The 14,286-nt window shown below is 63.5% G+C and carries 12 protein-coding genes and 1 tRNA gene; 9 read left to right on the top strand and 4 right to left on the bottom strand.

All coding sequences use genetic code 11. The features are described from left to right. The first annotated feature begins 50 nt into the window (after nucleotides 1-50). From JAB8_RS16865 to JAB8_RS16835, 7 genes are all read left to right on the top strand, one after another. Nucleotides 51-401 carry a hypothetical protein gene (locus JAB8_RS16865; protein ID WP_070222177.1) on the top strand — a complete coding sequence of 117 codons (351 nt, stop codon included), beginning with the start codon at nucleotides 51-53 and terminating at the stop codon, nucleotides 399-401. A 1-nt stretch (nucleotide 402) separates the two neighbouring features. Beyond that, entirely contained in the window at nucleotides 403-1,761 is a 1,359-nt protein-coding gene (locus tag JAB8_RS16860; protein WP_070290686.1) for a TolC family protein, read from the top strand. Between the two features lie 2 nt (nucleotides 1,762-1,763). Then, nucleotides 1,764-3,146, top strand: coding sequence for a copper oxidase (locus JAB8_RS16855; protein WP_070290685.1), 1,383 nt, complete (start codon nucleotides 1,764-1,766; stop codon nucleotides 3,144-3,146). 159 nt (nucleotides 3,147-3,305) lie between these two features. Further along, nucleotides 3,306-4,961, top strand: a complete 1,656-nt coding sequence (locus JAB8_RS30165; RefSeq protein ID WP_071654425.1) for a methyl-accepting chemotaxis protein — start codon at nucleotides 3,306-3,308, stop codon at nucleotides 4,959-4,961. Nucleotides 4,962-5,038: 77 nt separating this feature from the next. Continuing rightward, complete coding sequence (locus JAB8_RS16845; RefSeq protein ID WP_254679534.1) at nucleotides 5,039-5,812, top strand: transporter; 774 nt, start codon at nucleotides 5,039-5,041, stop codon at nucleotides 5,810-5,812. A gap of 93 nt (nucleotides 5,813-5,905) precedes the next feature. After that, nucleotides 5,906-6,403 (top strand): hypothetical protein, encoded by a 498-nt coding sequence (locus tag JAB8_RS29550; RefSeq protein ID WP_070290683.1) that lies wholly within the window; start codon nucleotides 5,906-5,908, stop codon nucleotides 6,401-6,403. A 15-nt stretch (nucleotides 6,404-6,418) separates the two neighbouring features. Continuing rightward, complete coding sequence (locus tag JAB8_RS16835; protein ID WP_070290682.1) at nucleotides 6,419-7,717, top strand: NAD(P)/FAD-dependent oxidoreductase; 1,299 nt, start codon at nucleotides 6,419-6,421, stop codon at nucleotides 7,715-7,717. Between the two features lie 43 nt (nucleotides 7,718-7,760). On the opposite strand, the gene JAB8_RS16830 is transcribed toward JAB8_RS16835, so the two are convergent. Together JAB8_RS16830 and JAB8_RS16825 are read right to left on the bottom strand one after the other, a co-directional pair. After that, nucleotides 7,761-8,276, bottom strand: a complete 516-nt coding sequence (locus JAB8_RS16830; protein ID WP_070290681.1) for a DUF6265 family protein — start codon at nucleotides 8,274-8,276, stop codon at nucleotides 7,761-7,763. Nucleotides 8,277-8,350: 74 nt separating this feature from the next. Beyond that, the gene (locus JAB8_RS16825; RefSeq protein ID WP_070219230.1) at nucleotides 8,351-9,064 is read right to left on the bottom strand and encodes an ATP-binding protein; all 714 of its coding nucleotides are present in this window, start codon (nucleotides 9,062-9,064) and stop codon (nucleotides 8,351-8,353) included. A 310-nt stretch (nucleotides 9,065-9,374) separates the two neighbouring features. On the opposite strand from JAB8_RS16825, the gene JAB8_RS16820 reads away from it, so the two are divergent. After that, a complete protein-coding gene (locus JAB8_RS16820) occupies nucleotides 9,375-9,770 on the top strand; it encodes a hypothetical protein (RefSeq protein WP_070219229.1) in 396 nt (131 codons plus the stop codon). A gap of 79 nt (nucleotides 9,771-9,849) precedes the next feature. On the opposite strand, the gene JAB8_RS16815 is transcribed toward JAB8_RS16820, so the two are convergent. Both JAB8_RS16815 and JAB8_RS16810 read right to left on the bottom strand, forming a co-directional pair. Next, entirely contained in the window at nucleotides 9,850-10,833 is a 984-nt protein-coding gene (locus JAB8_RS16815) for a diguanylate cyclase (protein ID WP_070219228.1), read from the bottom strand. A gap of 306 nt (nucleotides 10,834-11,139) precedes the next feature. Beyond that, nucleotides 11,140-13,647 (bottom strand): ATP-binding protein, encoded by a 2,508-nt coding sequence (locus JAB8_RS16810; RefSeq protein ID WP_070290680.1) that lies wholly within the window; start codon nucleotides 13,645-13,647, stop codon nucleotides 11,140-11,142. Nucleotides 13,648-14,075: 428 nt separating this feature from the next. Between JAB8_RS16810 and JAB8_RS16805 the strand changes: the two genes are divergently transcribed. Further along, a tRNA-Arg gene (locus JAB8_RS16805) sits at nucleotides 14,076-14,152 on the top strand. Nucleotides 14,153-14,286: the final 134 nt, after the last annotated feature.

The following is a 14,286-nucleotide window of genomic DNA, read 5'->3' as shown; positions in this document are numbered from 1 at the left end:
CGTTCCCGTCGCGCGCCCGCCGCGCCATACCCCGTCATTCAAGGAATACCATGAAGCAATTATTCAGCCTCGCGCTGGCCGCCGGCGTTACGCTTGCCTCGCTGCCGCTGGACGCCGCCGCGCAATCGCGGCCCCCATCCGCCCCGCAAGAGGCGCAAGCGCCCGTGCCGGCCGCCACCTACCGCTCCGCCTTTGCCGGCTACCGTCCCGCCGCCGAGGACGACGCCACGCCCGATCAGACCTGGCGCGCCGTCAACGAGAAAGTCGGCAAGGCCGGCGGCCACATGGGCATGATGAAAATGGACGGCCACAAGATGGACGGCCACAAGATGCCGATGGAGAAGCCCGGCCCCAAGCCGGCCGCCCAGCCCGCCCCGCAACACCAGCATGAGGGACACTGAGATGGCACGTTTTACAAAATCAACTTGCCTCACGCCGCTGGCCCTGGCGGCCGCCTTGCTGCTCAGCGGCTGCGCCAGCTTCAGCCCCGATGGCGGCATGCAGGCCGTGTCCGCGCTGGCAGACGCCCGCACGGGCGCCCCTGCGGCATTGACGGACAAGGGCGGCGAGGAAAAGCTGGCTTCCCTGCTGGCCCAGCCCCTGGACGCCGACAGCGCCGTGCGCATCGCCCTGATGAACAACCACGGCATGAAAGTGGCGCTGGCCGAACTGGGCGCGTCCGAATCGGACCTGGTGCAGGCGGGGCGCTTGCGCAACCCGGGCCTGTCGTTCGGCCGCTCGCACGGCAGCCACGGCAATGAAATCGACCGGGGCGTCAGCTTCGACCTGGCGGGCTTGCTGACCATGCCGATGCGCGTGAATATCGAGCGGGGCCGCTTCGAGCAAGCCAAGCTGCAGGCGGCCAGCAGCGCCGTGCAGCTGGCGCTTGAGACGCGCCGCGCCTACTTCAATGCCGTGGCCGCCGTGCAGACGGAAGCGTTCATGCAGCGGGCGCTGTTGTCGGCCGAGGCGGGCGCCGAACTGGCCACGCGCCTGCGGCAGGCGGGCAACTGGAGCCGCCTCGACCAGGCGCGCCAGCAAGTGTTTTATGCGGACGCCGTCGGCGACCTGGCCCGCGCCCGCCACCAGGCATTGGTGACGCGCGAACACCTGACGCGCTTGCTGGGCCTGTGGGGCAAGCAGACCAGCTTTACTTTGCCGTCGCGCCTGCCCGACTTGCCGGCCCAGGCGGCGGAGCCTGGCAATATCGAGGCGCAGGCGATGGAGCAGCGCCTCGACGTGCAGATGAGCAAACTTGACGCCCATGCCACGGCCAGTGCACTGGGCCTGTCCAAGGTGACGGGTTTCATCAATGTGCTCGACGTGGCTTATACCAACAAGAGCACGAGCGGGGCGCCGCGCGAAAACGGCTATGAGGTATCGCTGGAACTGCCGCTGTTCGACTGGGGCGCGGCGCGCAACACCAAGGCACAAGCGCTGTACGAGCAGTCGCTGCAGCGCACGGCGGGCACGGCGGTGAAGGCCCGCTCGGAAGTGCGCGAAGCGTATTCGAGCTACCGCACGGCCTACGACCTGGCGCGCCATTACCGCGATGAAGTGGTACCGCTGCGCAAGACGATCTCGCATGAAGTATTGCTGCGCTACAACGGCATGCTGGCCAGCGTGTTCGAACTGCTGGCCGATGCGCGCGAGCAAGTCGCCAGCGTGAACAGCGCCATCGAAACCCAGCGCGATTTCTGGATCGCGCAAACCGAACTGCAAGGCGCCATCAATGGCAGCGGCCCAGCCAACAAGGAATAATGATGATTACACGTAGAAATTTTTTCATGAATGCGGGCGCCGTCGCCCTCAGTGCGGCAGCGGTGAGCAGAGTCGGTGCGGCGTCCCTGCCGGAAGCCGTCAGCATGGCTGGCGCGGACACGAAAGCGCCGCCACCGCCACCGAACGGGCGTCCGTACAACCCCGTCGTCACCCTGAATGGCTGGTCCTTGCCCTGGCGCATGAACAACAACGTCAAGGAATTCCATCTGGTGGCCGAGCCCGTCGTGCGCGAACTGGCGCCCGGCATGCAAGCGAACCTGTGGGGCTACAACGGCCAGTCGCCCGGTCCCACCATCGAAGTGGTGGAGGGCGACCGCGTGCGCATCTTCGTCACCAACAAGTTGCCGGAACACACGAGCGTGCACTGGCATGGCCAGCGCTTGCCCAACGGCATGGATGGCGTCACGGGCCTGACCCAGCCGGGCATTCCTCCTGGCAAGACTTTCGTGTATGAATTCGTCGCCAGGCGGCCCGGCACCTTTATGTACCACCCGCATGCGGACGAAATGACGCAGATGGCCATGGGCATGATGGGTTTCTGGGTCACACACCCGAAAGACCCGAACTTCATGAAGGTGGACCGCGATTTCGTCTTCTTGCTCAGCAACTACGACATCGACCCGGGCAGCTACACGCCGAAGATCATGACCATGACGGATTTTAATTTGTTCACCTTCAACAGCCGCGTCTTCCCCGGCATCGACCCCATGGTCGTGCGCCAGGGCGACAAGGTGCGCGTGCGCGTGGGCAACCTGACCATGACCAACCACCCGATCCACATGCATGGCCATGAATTTGAGGTGACGGGCACCGATGGCGGCTGGACGCGCCCCGAATCGCGCTGGCCCGAAGTGACGACCGATATCGCCGTGGGCCAGATGCGCGCCGTCGAGTTCACGGCAACGGACCTCGGCGACTGGGCTTTCCACTGCCACAAGTCGCACCACACGATGAATGCCATGGGACACGACGTGCCCACCATGATCGGCGTCGACCATCAGGGCGTGGCGGCGAAGATCAACCAGCTCGTGCCCGGCTACATGGTGATGGGCGAGCGGGGCATGGCCGACATGGGCGAGATGCAGATGCCGATCCCCGACAATACCTTGCCGATGATGGCCGGCGACGGTCCCTTCGGTGCCATCGGCATGGGCGGCATGTTTACCACGGTCAAGGTGCGCAAGGATCAGAAACCGGGCGATTACCGCGACCCGGGCTGGTACAAGCACCCGGCCGGCAGCGTGGCCTATGAATGGACGGGCGCCGTGCCGGAACCGGTGCGGGGCCAGGGCGCGGGCAAGCCGGCGGCAAAAAGCGGCGTGGAAATGACGGTGCGCAAGCCAGGCGGGCACAGCGGCCATTGACGCTCTCCCGGGGATTGCTAACATGGCACGCCCCGGGGCATGTTGCTTTGTATCAAGGAATTGTTGGTTAGTGACAATCCGAGCATTTTAGTGACAGTTTTTTCCTTATATTCAAGTCATAGCTTAAATTATTGGCTACCGTCTTGTCTGGGAGGAAACATGTTGAGTAAAATGAAAGTGGGGACGCGCCTGCTCGCTGCCTTCTTTTGCGTCGCGCTGATGGGGGCCATCGTGGCCGGCATCGGCATCTTCAACATGGGCAAGATCGATACCATGGCGGGGCAGATGTACAACCATGAATTGCTGGGGCTGTCGTACATCAAGGAAGCCAATATCGCCCTGATCAAGGTGGGTCGCGCGCGCAGCAATTTCTTGCTGGCCACGACCGCCGAGGAGCGCGCCACGCGCCAGGCCGACATCGGCAAATTCCTCGAGTTAAATAAAAGCTATCTGGCCAAGGCCCAGCCGCTGTTCGTCACGTCGGCCGCCAAGGAATTGTTTGCCCGCTTCGCCGCTGTCGAAGCGGAGTACATTGCCACCATGCAGCAAGCCCTGGCGCTGGCGGCGGCCGAGCCGCTGGCGCAGCGCAGCGCGCAACTGGTCGAACTGCTCAACAAGACGCGCCAGCATGCCGATGAACTCGACGGTATGCTGGATAAACTTTCGCTGCAGAAGGAAGAGCGCGCCAAGGCGGCTTCCGAGCAGGCCTCGGGCGTGTACCAGGCCAGCCGCAGCTTCATGATCGCTCTGGTGCTGGGCAGCATGGCGGCCGGCCTGGCGCTGGGGGCGCTGATCACGCGCGGACTGACGCGCCAGCTCGGCGGCGAACCGGCGTACGCCGTCAGGATCGCCGGCGCCATCGCCGAGGGCGACCTCACCATCGATATCCGCACGGCCAGCCATGACAATGCCAGCCTGCTGTTCGCCATGAAAGCCATGCGCGACAAGCTGGTGGGCATCGTCAGCCAGGTGCGCTCGGGTACGGATACCATCAACACGGCCTCGAGCGAAATCGCCCAGGGCAACCTCGACTTGTCGTCGCGCACGGAAGAGCAGGCCAGTTCGCTGGAAGAAACGGCGTCATCGATGGAACAGCTGACCTCGGCCGTGCGGCAGAACGCGGACAATGCGCGCCAGGCCAATGCGCTGGCCGGCGCCGCGTCCGATGTGGCCGGCAAGGGCGGCGCCGTGGTGGGGCAGGTGGTGCAGACCATGGAATCGATCAATGCGTCGTCGCGCAAGATCGTCGACATCATCAGCGTCATCGATGGCATCGCCTTCCAGACGAATATCCTGGCCTTGAACGCGGCCGTGGAAGCGGCCCGGGCGGGCGAGGAAGGGCGGGGATTTGCCGTCGTGGCATCCGAAGTGCGCAGCCTGGCCCAGCGTTCTGCCAGTGCCGCCAAGGAAATCAAGACCCTGATCGGCGACTCCGTCGAACAGGTGGAAATCGGCTCCAAACTCGTGCATGACGCGGGCAGGACGATGGATGAGGTGGTGACCAGCGTGCGCCAGGTGGCCGATATCATGCAGGAAATCACGGCCGCCAGCGCCGAGCAAAGCGCCGGCATCGAGCAAGTCAACCAGGCCGTGCTGCAGATGGACCAGGTGACGCAGCAGAATGCGGCCCTGGTGGAAGAGGCGGCAGCCGCCGCCGAATCGCTGCAGGACCAGGCGCAGACCCTGACGGAACTAGTGGGCGTGTTCCGTCTGCATGCCCAGGCCGAACGCATCGCCGTGCCGGCGGCCAGCAACGTCACGCCGCTGCGCCGGCCCGCGCCGGCGGCCAGGCCGGGCGTGCGGCGCCTGGCCTGACGGCGGCTGGACTGGGCGCGATCGGCGCGGCGGTGGTAGGCTGTCGCTATTGCGCGTTTGCCACTTCCGGGTTCCCCATGCCATCTTCTTTCCTGTCCTCCTTCAGTTTTTCCCTGTTGCTGCTGTCGCTGGCGCCCCTGGCGCAGGCGCAGGAGGGCGATCCCGTCCTGCCTTATCGTCCATCGGTGGCCAGTCCCGCCCAGCTGCCCGTGCCGGGCCAGCTGGAATTCGAGGCGGGCGGCCTGCTGTCGAAAACGGACGACGCGCGCCGCGCCAGCTTGCCGTACACGTTCAAGCTGGCGTTCACGCCCGAATGGGGCGTGCTGCTCGAAGGTGAGGGCTTCGTGCGCGCGCGCGATGACACGGGCCGGCGCGAGACGGGCGTGGGCGACACGACGGTCGTGCTCAAAGGCGCCTTTTTGCTCGACAGCGCCACGGCGCTGGGCCTGGAACTGGGCTGGAAGTTGCCCACTGCCAAGGACAGCATCGGCAGCGGCAAGAGCGACGTCTCGTTGAACGGTATTTTCAGCCGCGACCTGGGCGCCGTGCACATGGACGCCAACCTGAACGCCACGCGCCTGGGGGCTTCCGACCCTGGCACGGGCAGGGTGCAAACGGGCTGGGCGGCCTCCTTTTCCACGCCCGTCAGCGACCGCTGGGGCGCCACGGCGGAAGTGTCGGGCACGCGCCTGCGCGGCGCGCCAGCCACGGCGCAGCTGCTGCTGGCTGCCACCTACAGCCCCACGCCGCGGTTGGCCATCGATATCGGCATGGCGCGTGGCTTGACGGCGGCGTCGCCGGACTGGTCGCTGTTCAGCGGCTTGGTAGTGCCTTTGGGCAAACTGTGGTGAGATTGCGACGGGATTCCTTATGTGTCCTTGCGAACAAACAGTTAGTCACACAAGGTCTACAATTGCGGCATAACTGATAAAAGGAGTGTCCTCATGAAAACCCTCATTCTCGCCGCCGTCCTGCTGTCGGCAGGTACCGCCGCCGTTGCCCAGGTTTCCGTCACCGTTGGCCAGCCAGGCTTTTACGGCCGCATCGACATAGGCGACTATCCCGCGCCGCAATTGATCTACGCCCAACCCGTCATCGTGCAGCGCCCGCAATACTATTCGGCCGCCCCGATCTACCTGCGCGTACCGCCCGGCCATGCGAAACACTGGTCCAAGCACTGCCGCAAGTATAATGCCTGTAACCAAGAGGTATATTTCGTCCAAGATGGTTGGTATAACAACCAATATGTGCCCCGCTACCGCCAGCAGCATGGCGACCATGGCCGTCCCGATTACGGCGACCGCGACCGTCATGACGACAAGCATGACAAGCACTATGACAAGCGCGACAAGCATGATGACAAGCCGGGCAAAGGCCATGGCAATGGCAATGGTCGTGGCAACGGCAACGGCAACGGCAACGGCAACGGGCACAGGGATTAACAAGCAGGAGGATCTTTGCATAGTAAAATCGTTATCGTAGGAGGAGGTGCAGGCGGCCTGGAGCTGGCTTGCAAACTCAGCCGCAAGCTCGGCCCAGGCCAGGTCACCCTGGTCGACAGCCGCCTGTACCATATCTGGAAGCCGTCACTGCATGAAGTGGCGGCCGGCACCCTGGACATTCATCAAGAGGGCCTGTCGTACCAGATGCTGGCGCATGACAATGGTTTTACCTATGTCTATGGTCCCCTGATCGGGCTCGACGCAGCGTCGAACAGCCTCACCGTGGGCGCCATCGCCACGGACAAGGATGAGCAGCTCTTGCCGCAGCGCCAGGTCAGCTACGACCAGCTGGTGCTGGCCGTGGGCAGCACCTCGAATTACTTTGGCGTACCCGGCGCCCAGGAAAACACGATTTCCCTCAATGCCACGGAAGACGCCGAACGTTTCCGTCTGACGCTGCTGAAACTGCTGGCCATGGCTGAACAGCGCCAGGGCGACGCGGGCCATCCCGGTGTCGACATCGTCATCATCGGCGGCGGCGCGACGGGCGTGGAACTGGCGGCCGAATTGCGCGAAGCGAGCGGCGTGTATGCCGCGTATGGTTTCCAGAATCTCAACGCCATCAAGGATGTGCGCATCACCCTGCTCGAAGGGGCGCCGCGCATCCTGGCGCCGCTGCCCGAGCGCGTTTCCATCGCCGCCTCGAAACTGCTGCACCAGCATGGCATCACGGTGGTGACCGATACGCGCGTCACCACGATCGAAGCCGACAAGGTGACGGTGGCCAGCGGCACCAGCTATGCGGCCGACATCTGCGTGTGGGCAGCCGGCATCCGCGCGCCGGAATTCCTGTCCACTTTGGGCTTGCCTACCAACCGCGCTGGCCAGCTGGAAGTGACGGGCATGCTCAATGTGCAGGGCCATGCGAATATCTTCGCGCTGGGCGATTGCGCCGCCTGTACGGGTCCCGACGGCAAGCTGGTGCCGCCGCGCGCCCAGGCTGCCCACCAGCAAGCCGATTACCTGCTGAAAACGTTCCTGCTGCAGGCGAAGGGCAAGCCGCCGCAAACCAGGCCGTACGAATATCTGGACTACGGTTCGCTGGTGTCGTTTGGCCGCACCACCTCGGTCGGCACCCTGATGGGGTCGCTGAAGGGCCTGAGCTGGTTCGTCGAAGGCTTTGTCGCGCGCATGATGTATGTGAGCCTGCACCTGATGCACCACAACGCCGTGCTGGGCACCGTGCGCACGGCCGTCATGGCCATGGGCCGTTTCCTGATCAAGCGCAGCTCGCCGCAGGTCAAGCTGCATTAAGCAGTTTGCGCCGTAACAAAACAAGGGGCCTTGCGGCCCCTTTTTATTTGCCGCGCGCGACGGGCGCCGCTTCGCAGCGGCCCCGCGTCATGGGGAAGGCGATGGTGGTGAGCTTGCCCTTCAAGGTGCCGGTGATGCTGGCGTGTAAGATGCGCTCGCTGTCATGGCGGTAGGTGATGCGGCTCGGAAAGTCATTGTCCAGGTTGGCGAAGATGAATTCATTCGGCTTGTCCTGGCGCAGCAGGTTGAAAATCACGGGCGGCTCGCCCGACGGCTGCACGATGTAGGCCAGCTGGCCCGGTTCGGTGAGGCGGATCTGCACGAATTCAAAGGCCGTCGTCTTGCCGCCCTTGACGGTGCGGCTGGTGCCGAGGATGGTGCCGCCGGCGGCCGTGCTCCATTGTTCCCCGGAACCGGGTTCGGCGCCGTCGACGTTCCAGCATCCGGCCAGCCAGGCCAGCTTGTCCACGGTTTCCGGCGGCGGCACGGTCTTGTCGGCGGCCTGGGCGGCTCCCATGGCCAGCAGCGCTGCCAGCAGGGTGGGGATCAGTCGTTGCATGCGGTTTCCTCGTTGTATCGTTGAGCGGGGCAGGGCGCCCGGCGATGTTCCGGCCCGATGCTGTCTGGCAGGGATTATTCTTTCGGGCTAATGCGCGGCAAGACGGCAGTCAGGGCCATGCCGCCTTGCGGATTCGCCGTCAGGCTCAGGCTGCCGCCAAGGTAATGCACGCGCTCGCGCACGGCGCGCAGGCCATGCTTGCTCATTTCGACGGGCACGCTGGCCGGCAAGCCGCTGCCGTTGTCCTTGACGGTCATCATCAGCGCCTCGTCATTGTCGTCAATGATGATATCCACTTCGCTTGCCTGCGCGTGCGCGGCGATATTGCTGAGCGCCTCTTCCAGGGTGCGCAGCAGGGCCACGCCCACGTTGCGCGGGCAGATCAGTTCATCTTCGGGCAGGCTGCAGCGCACGGTGATCTTGTGCTGTTCCGCAAATTGCGCAGCCAGCTCGCCCAGCGCCACATTCACACCGAGAAACTCCAGCTTGTCGTTCCACAGCTTCATCTGCATTTGCCGGTTGGTCTCGATGACATTCAGCAGCAATTGCTTCATGGTCGCGGCGCGGTCGAGCAAGGCCGCTTCCTGCGGCATTTTTTGCGTCAGCAGCGACAGGTGCATGGTCAGCGCCGTCAGCGACGAGCCGAGGCTGTCGTGCAGCTGGCGCGACAGGGCGCGCCGTTCATTGTCCCAGCTGGTGTTGACATGACCGAGCAACTCGCTGAGATCGGCGGCGCGTTCCGCATCGGCCTGGGCCGCTTCCTTGTTCGGATCTGTTTGTGCGGACATAGCGCCCCGTGAATGGTGAAAGGTGGACCAAATTCAAGTTGTGGATCATACATGAGGATTTCATCGCGGGGCGCATGGATGGAAAATTTCTGTCTTTTCGGCAATTTTAATCTCCTCCCATCATTTTTATATGATAGGCAATATTTCTGTTTGCGCCAGCAGGAAGTTGTTCCCGTCTTTACGTACGGCTGCGCACATACCGGGACGCCACACGCTGCCATAGTGGGGTTGTGCATTTTTCCATGCAGCATAGCCGCCCCGCGGCGCAGGGTGCAGTACAGGCCCGTTTACCGAAACGAAAGGACATGCCATGAATATCGAAACCATCGTCGACAAGGAATACCTCGACAAAAGCTTCCGCGACATCGTCAATGCCCCCATCAGCGCCTTGCGCGGCGTCAGCGCGAAGGATGCGAAGGCCTTGCAGCAAGCGTTTGGCGTGACCACCGTACGCGAGTTGTCCAACCTTAATTTCGTGAAATGGGCCAGCGCGCTGGCCATCCTGGCCGATGAAGAAGGCATGAGCGGCGAAGAGCGGGCCAAGGAAGAGTTGCTTGACGACGCCGTGGAAATGACCTTCCCCGCCAGCGACCCGATCTCCGTTGATGCCGGCATCACGCGCATCGAAGTACCGCCGGAAACCGTCGATGCACAAACGGACCACCAGCATGCGGGCCAGCATGAAGTGACAGCTGGCAAGAAATAAAACATCGTGCTCATGAAAAAAACCGGCAAGCCATCAACGTGGCTTGCCGGTTTTTTTCATGTGCGGTGCGCGTAAAAACTCAGGCGATCGACGGAATGTTGTTTTTTTGCATATTCACCTGCGAGGCGATCACCTCGTGCGGGATGCAGCAAAAGCGGTTCTTGCCGGCACGCTTGGCTTCGTACAGGGCCGTGTCGGCCGCGCCCAGCAGGGATTCGACGGTGCTGGCGTCGTCCGGGTAGATGGCGATGCCGATGCTGGTCGACAGGCGCAGGGTCAGGTCGTTGATGAAATACGGCTCGGAAATGACTTCGATCAGCTTGGCGGCCGGTTCGCGTGCGTCGCCCTTGCCGGCCAGGTTGCCCAGCACGATGACGAATTCGTCGCCGCCGATGCGCGCCACAGTGTCTTCCTTGCGCGATGCGCTCACCAGGCGGGCCGCCACCATTTTCAGGATTTCATCGCCATAGCCGTGGCCGTAACTGTCGTTGATGGCCTTGAAGCCGTCCAGGTCCAGGTACAGGATGGCCGACTTGCCGCGGCTGCGGGCCGATTGCTGCAAGGTATGCTCGATGCGGTCTTCCAGCAGGCGCCGGTTCGGCAAGCCCGTCAGCGGATCGTGCAGCGCCAGTTCCTGCTGCTGCTTGCTGTATTGCGCCAGTTCCTTGTACAGCAGGCGCACTTCCAGCATGTTGTGGATGCGCTTGTGCACTTCCATCAGGTCGAAGGGCTTGCTGATGAAGTCGCGCGCGCCCGCTTCCAGGGCGGCGATCTTGAAACTCGGCTGTGCCGTCAGGGCCAGCACGGGCAGGTAGCCGCCATGCTCGATTTCCTTCAAGCCTTTCATGACCTGGAAACCATTGAGTTCCGGCATTTGCAGATCCAGCAAGATCAGGTCGTAGCAATGCTCCCGGTGCAGGGGGCAAACCTGGGCCGGACGCATGGTGGCCGTCACATTGGTGTAGCCGGCATCGCGCAGGATTTCCAGCATCAGGTCAACATTGTCGGGTGAATCGTCGACGACCAAAATTTTGGCTTTCAAAATCTCATCTTGGCTGGGCATGTAAGGTCTCGGTTATACGGTCTATGCAACGCTGGCTTCCACCGCAGATGATGGGCTGACGGCAGTGGGGAAGATAGTAGCGCCTTGCAACAAGTTAGGGCGCACAACAGCGCTTGAGCTCGCTTCTGACGTTCTCGCCGGCCCAGGCCGCCATCTCCAGCCTGCCGTGCAGGTGCGTTTCTGCATTTCAGTGTAGCAAACTTTAGCTTAGTTGCTTGTAGGACAGAGCCGCGTCTGAAAGTAGGAAGGCTAGCCCATGAAAATAGTCATTTTGTACTGCATCATGTATTTCTTTGCATCATCTTTTTAGGGCGGCGTATTGCTGCCCTCTTCAGGACGCTGCGCGAGGGAGCGCGTTGCGGCCAGTTGCGCCACGGCCGCCAGCAGTTCGGCCGGGTCGAGCGGTTTCGAGACCCAGGCCTGGAAGCCGCTGGCCAGTGCCCGCTGGCGGTCCTGCGGTTGCGCGAACGCCGTCAGTGCCAGCGCGGGCAGCCGGGCCGCATCAGGGGAAGCGTGCGCGCGGATTTGCGCCAGCAGGTCGAAACCGTCGGCGTCGGGCATGCCGATGTCGCTGACCAGCACATGCGGGTGTACCTGGTCCAGCAGTTGCAGCGCTTGCGCCACGTTGCCGGCGCCATGCACTTCAGCGTTGCTGTCGCGCAGGATGCGCGCCGTCAGTTCGCGCGCATCGGCCTCGTCATCGACCAGCAGGACGGTGACGCCGCGCAAGTCATGGCTGGCGGGCAAGTCGCCGCCCGTTGGCCGCGCCGGCGCGGTCCGCGTCCCCAGGGGCAGGCGCACGGTAAAGCTGGCGCCCTGCATGTCGCCGGCGCTGCTGACCGTGACCGTGCCGCCATGCTGCTCCACCAGGTGCTTGACGATCGCCAGTCCCAGCCCCAGGCCGCCATGCCGGCGCGTGGTGGAGGCGTCGGCCTGGCGGAAACGGTCGAACACGTGGGGCAGGAAGTCTTTCTTGATGCCGACGCCGTTGTCGCTCACCGTGATGGCCAGGCGGCTTGCCTCGCGGCGCACACCGATCTCGACCCGGCCGCCTTGCGGTGTGAACTTCAGGGCATTCGACAGCAGGTTCCAGATCACTTGCTGGATACGGCTGGGGTCGCCCGTGATCCTGCCCGCATCGCTGGCGATGTTGCTGTGGATGGCGATGTGCTTGGCGTCGGCCGCCGGGCGCAGGGTTTCGATGGCCGAGGCGATGATGCTGGCGGGCACGATGGTTTGCAGGTCCAGCAGCACCTTGCCGGAAGTGATGCGGCTCATGTCGAGCAAGTCTTCGATCAGTTGCGCCTGCGCGCGCGCATTGCGTTCGATGCTTTGCAGGCCGCGATGCAGGTCGGCCTGGTCGCGCGTGCCGCGCCGCAGCACTTGCGCCCAGCCCAGGATGGCCGACAGCGGCGTGCGCAGTTCGTGCGACAGCGTGGCGAGAAAATCGTCTTTCAGCTGGTTCGTGCGCTCGGCGTCGGCGCGTGCCTCGCGTTCGCTGTCGAGCAGCACCTTGCGCTCTTCGGCGGCGCGCGTGGCGGCCGCGTACAGGCGCGTATTGTCGAGCGCGACGGCGGCCTGGGCCGCGATGGCCGAGACGATGCGTTCGCTGCGCGCGCTGAACATGCCCGCTTGCGGATGGCCGAGCAGCAAGCGCCCCAGCAGCAGGCCCGAGCGCGAGCTGACGGGCAGGCTCAGGCAGCTGCGCAGCGGCGGCGCGCCGCCGGCGCTGGCGTCGGGCGCGGCCAGCAAGTCGTTCTGGCGCATGGCCGCTCCCTGGCGCAGTTCCGTGGCGATGGCATCGGCCTGGCGCAGGCTGATGCCGTTGACGGCGCGTGCCGCGGGCAGGGCGTCGGGATCGTCGTGGATATCGCCCGCATCATCATAGTAAAAGGCGCCGAAGCGCGCGCCGCTGATGCGCGTGGCCGCATCGACGGTTTCCTGCAGCAGGGCCGGCAAGTCGAGGGTGCTGGCCAGGGCCGCGCCCGTATTGTTGAGCAGCTCGAGTACGCGCGTTTCATCGCGCAAGGCTTCCTGCGCCCGCTTGACCTGGTCGACGTCGGTGCTCGTGCCAAACCAGCGCAGCAGCTGGCCGCCCCGGTCGCGCACGGGATTGGCGCGCGTCAGGAACCAGCGGTACTGGCCGTCGGCACCGCGGATGGGGAACTCCATTTCGAAGGGCGTGCCCTCGCGCAAGGCGGCCTTCCAGGCTTGCAGCATGGAAGGCAGGTGCTGCGCGTCATAGGCGATGCTCCAGCCGTCGCCCGCCATCTGTTCGGCAGTGGTGCCCGTGTAGTCGTGCCAGCGCTGGTTGTACCAGGCAATGGTGCCATCGAAGCTGGCGATCCAGGCCAGTTGCGGGATGGAATTGGCCAGTGCGCGCAAGTCTTCCTCGCTGTGACGCAAGTTTTCCTCGGCCGCCTTGCGCTGGCTGATGTCCTGGATATACGTGGTCAAGCCTTCGCTGGAAGGGAAGATGCGCACTTCCAGCCAGCGCCCCAGCGGCGGATACAGCAGTTCGAAACTGCAGCTGAGCTGCTGCGCCATGGCGCGCCGGTACTGGGTTTCGAGTTCCGTGCCATGCAGGGCGGGGCAGGCATGCCACAGGTTCTTCCCCGCCAGGCAGGTGCCAGGCGCGTGTTGCGGCGCCAGCATGGCGGCGCCGCGCGTATTGAGGTAGCGGATGGTCCAGTCGCGGTCGAGCAGGCAAAAGCCGTCGGTAATACCTTCCAGCAAGTTGGACAGGCGCTCGTCCGATAGGCTCAGCGGCGCTGATGGGGGAAGCAGATCTTGCTCGCGGTCATGCTTGGCCATCGGAAATCCTGCAACAATGAATCTGCCGCACGGGCGCTTGTCCCGCCGGGCCGCCGTCGCTAAGCTCAGTTAAATAGGTCATGATGCTCAATGTCCGCCGTCATGCATCCGGGGAGGCAAGAGCGCCCCTGTCTGGCTGGTATTGTAGCCCCAAGCGGGGCACCGCCACCGCACGCTTGCGCGCCGCCTGCAGATAGCACTGGACAGGCTGGAAAGCAGTCCCTATAATCCCGCTTCTTTCGAGGCAGCAACTCCTCGATTCGCTGGACGCGACTGTGGAAGCAGAAGTGCCCTGCGATAAAAAGGCGTCAGCTTTTTGGCAGTGAAAAGGTAGTCGATCATGCGGGGCGGTATTCTGCAAAATCAGCTAAGCGATTGAAAAATCGAACTTTTCAAAGCGAAATGAATACGCTATAATGTTTGCCTGCGCGGCTGTAGCTCAGCTGGATAGAGTACTTGGCTACGAACCAAGGGGTCGTGGGTTCAATTCCTGCCAGCCGCACCAGAATACTGAAAATCAGACTTTGCCTGGTTTTGTTGTGACAAGTTTCACCTCCATGTTGTTGATGGAATGTTGTAGAAGTTTTGCGGCTGTAGCTCAGCTGGATAGAGTACTTGGCTACGAACCAAGGGGTCGTG

Source organism: Janthinobacterium sp. HH106, from assembly GCF_001758725.1.
In the GTDB taxonomy this organism is placed as follows: domain Bacteria; phylum Pseudomonadota; class Gammaproteobacteria; order Burkholderiales; family Burkholderiaceae_D; genus Janthinobacterium.
Note: the sequence above shows the minus strand (reverse complement) of the source record. Positions and strands in the feature narration are given on the sequence as shown.

Excerpts from the sequence above, each read along its gene's own strand:
- JAB8_RS16860 (WP_070290686.1), top strand. The coding sequence starts at position 403 with ATGGCACGTTTTACAAAATCAACTTGCCTCACGCCGCTGGCCCTGGCG.
- JAB8_RS16855 (WP_070290685.1), top strand. The coding sequence starts at position 1,764 with ATGATTACACGTAGAAATTTTTTCATGAATGCGGGCGCCGTCGCCCTC.
- JAB8_RS16815 (WP_070219228.1), bottom strand. The coding sequence starts at position 10,833 with ATGCCCAGCCAAGATGAGATTTTGAAAGCCAAAATTTTGGTCGTCGAC.
- JAB8_RS16865 (WP_070222177.1), top strand. The coding sequence starts at position 51 with ATGAAGCAATTATTCAGCCTCGCGCTGGCCGCCGGCGTTACGCTTGCC.
- JAB8_RS16830 (WP_070290681.1), bottom strand. The coding sequence starts at position 8,276 with ATGCAACGACTGATCCCCACCCTGCTGGCAGCGCTGCTGGCCATGGGA.
- JAB8_RS30165 (WP_071654425.1), top strand. The coding sequence starts at position 3,306 with ATGTTGAGTAAAATGAAAGTGGGGACGCGCCTGCTCGCTGCCTTCTTT.
- JAB8_RS16820 (WP_070219229.1), top strand. The coding sequence starts at position 9,375 with ATGAATATCGAAACCATCGTCGACAAGGAATACCTCGACAAAAGCTTC.
- JAB8_RS16810 (WP_070290680.1), bottom strand. The coding sequence starts at position 13,647 with ATGGCCAAGCATGACCGCGAGCAAGATCTGCTTCCCCCATCAGCGCCG.
- JAB8_RS16825 (WP_070219230.1), bottom strand. The coding sequence starts at position 9,064 with ATGTCCGCACAAACAGATCCGAACAAGGAAGCGGCCCAGGCCGATGCG.
- JAB8_RS16845 (WP_254679534.1), top strand. The coding sequence starts at position 5,039 with ATGCCATCTTCTTTCCTGTCCTCCTTCAGTTTTTCCCTGTTGCTGCTG.
- JAB8_RS29550 (WP_070290683.1), top strand. The coding sequence starts at position 5,906 with ATGAAAACCCTCATTCTCGCCGCCGTCCTGCTGTCGGCAGGTACCGCC.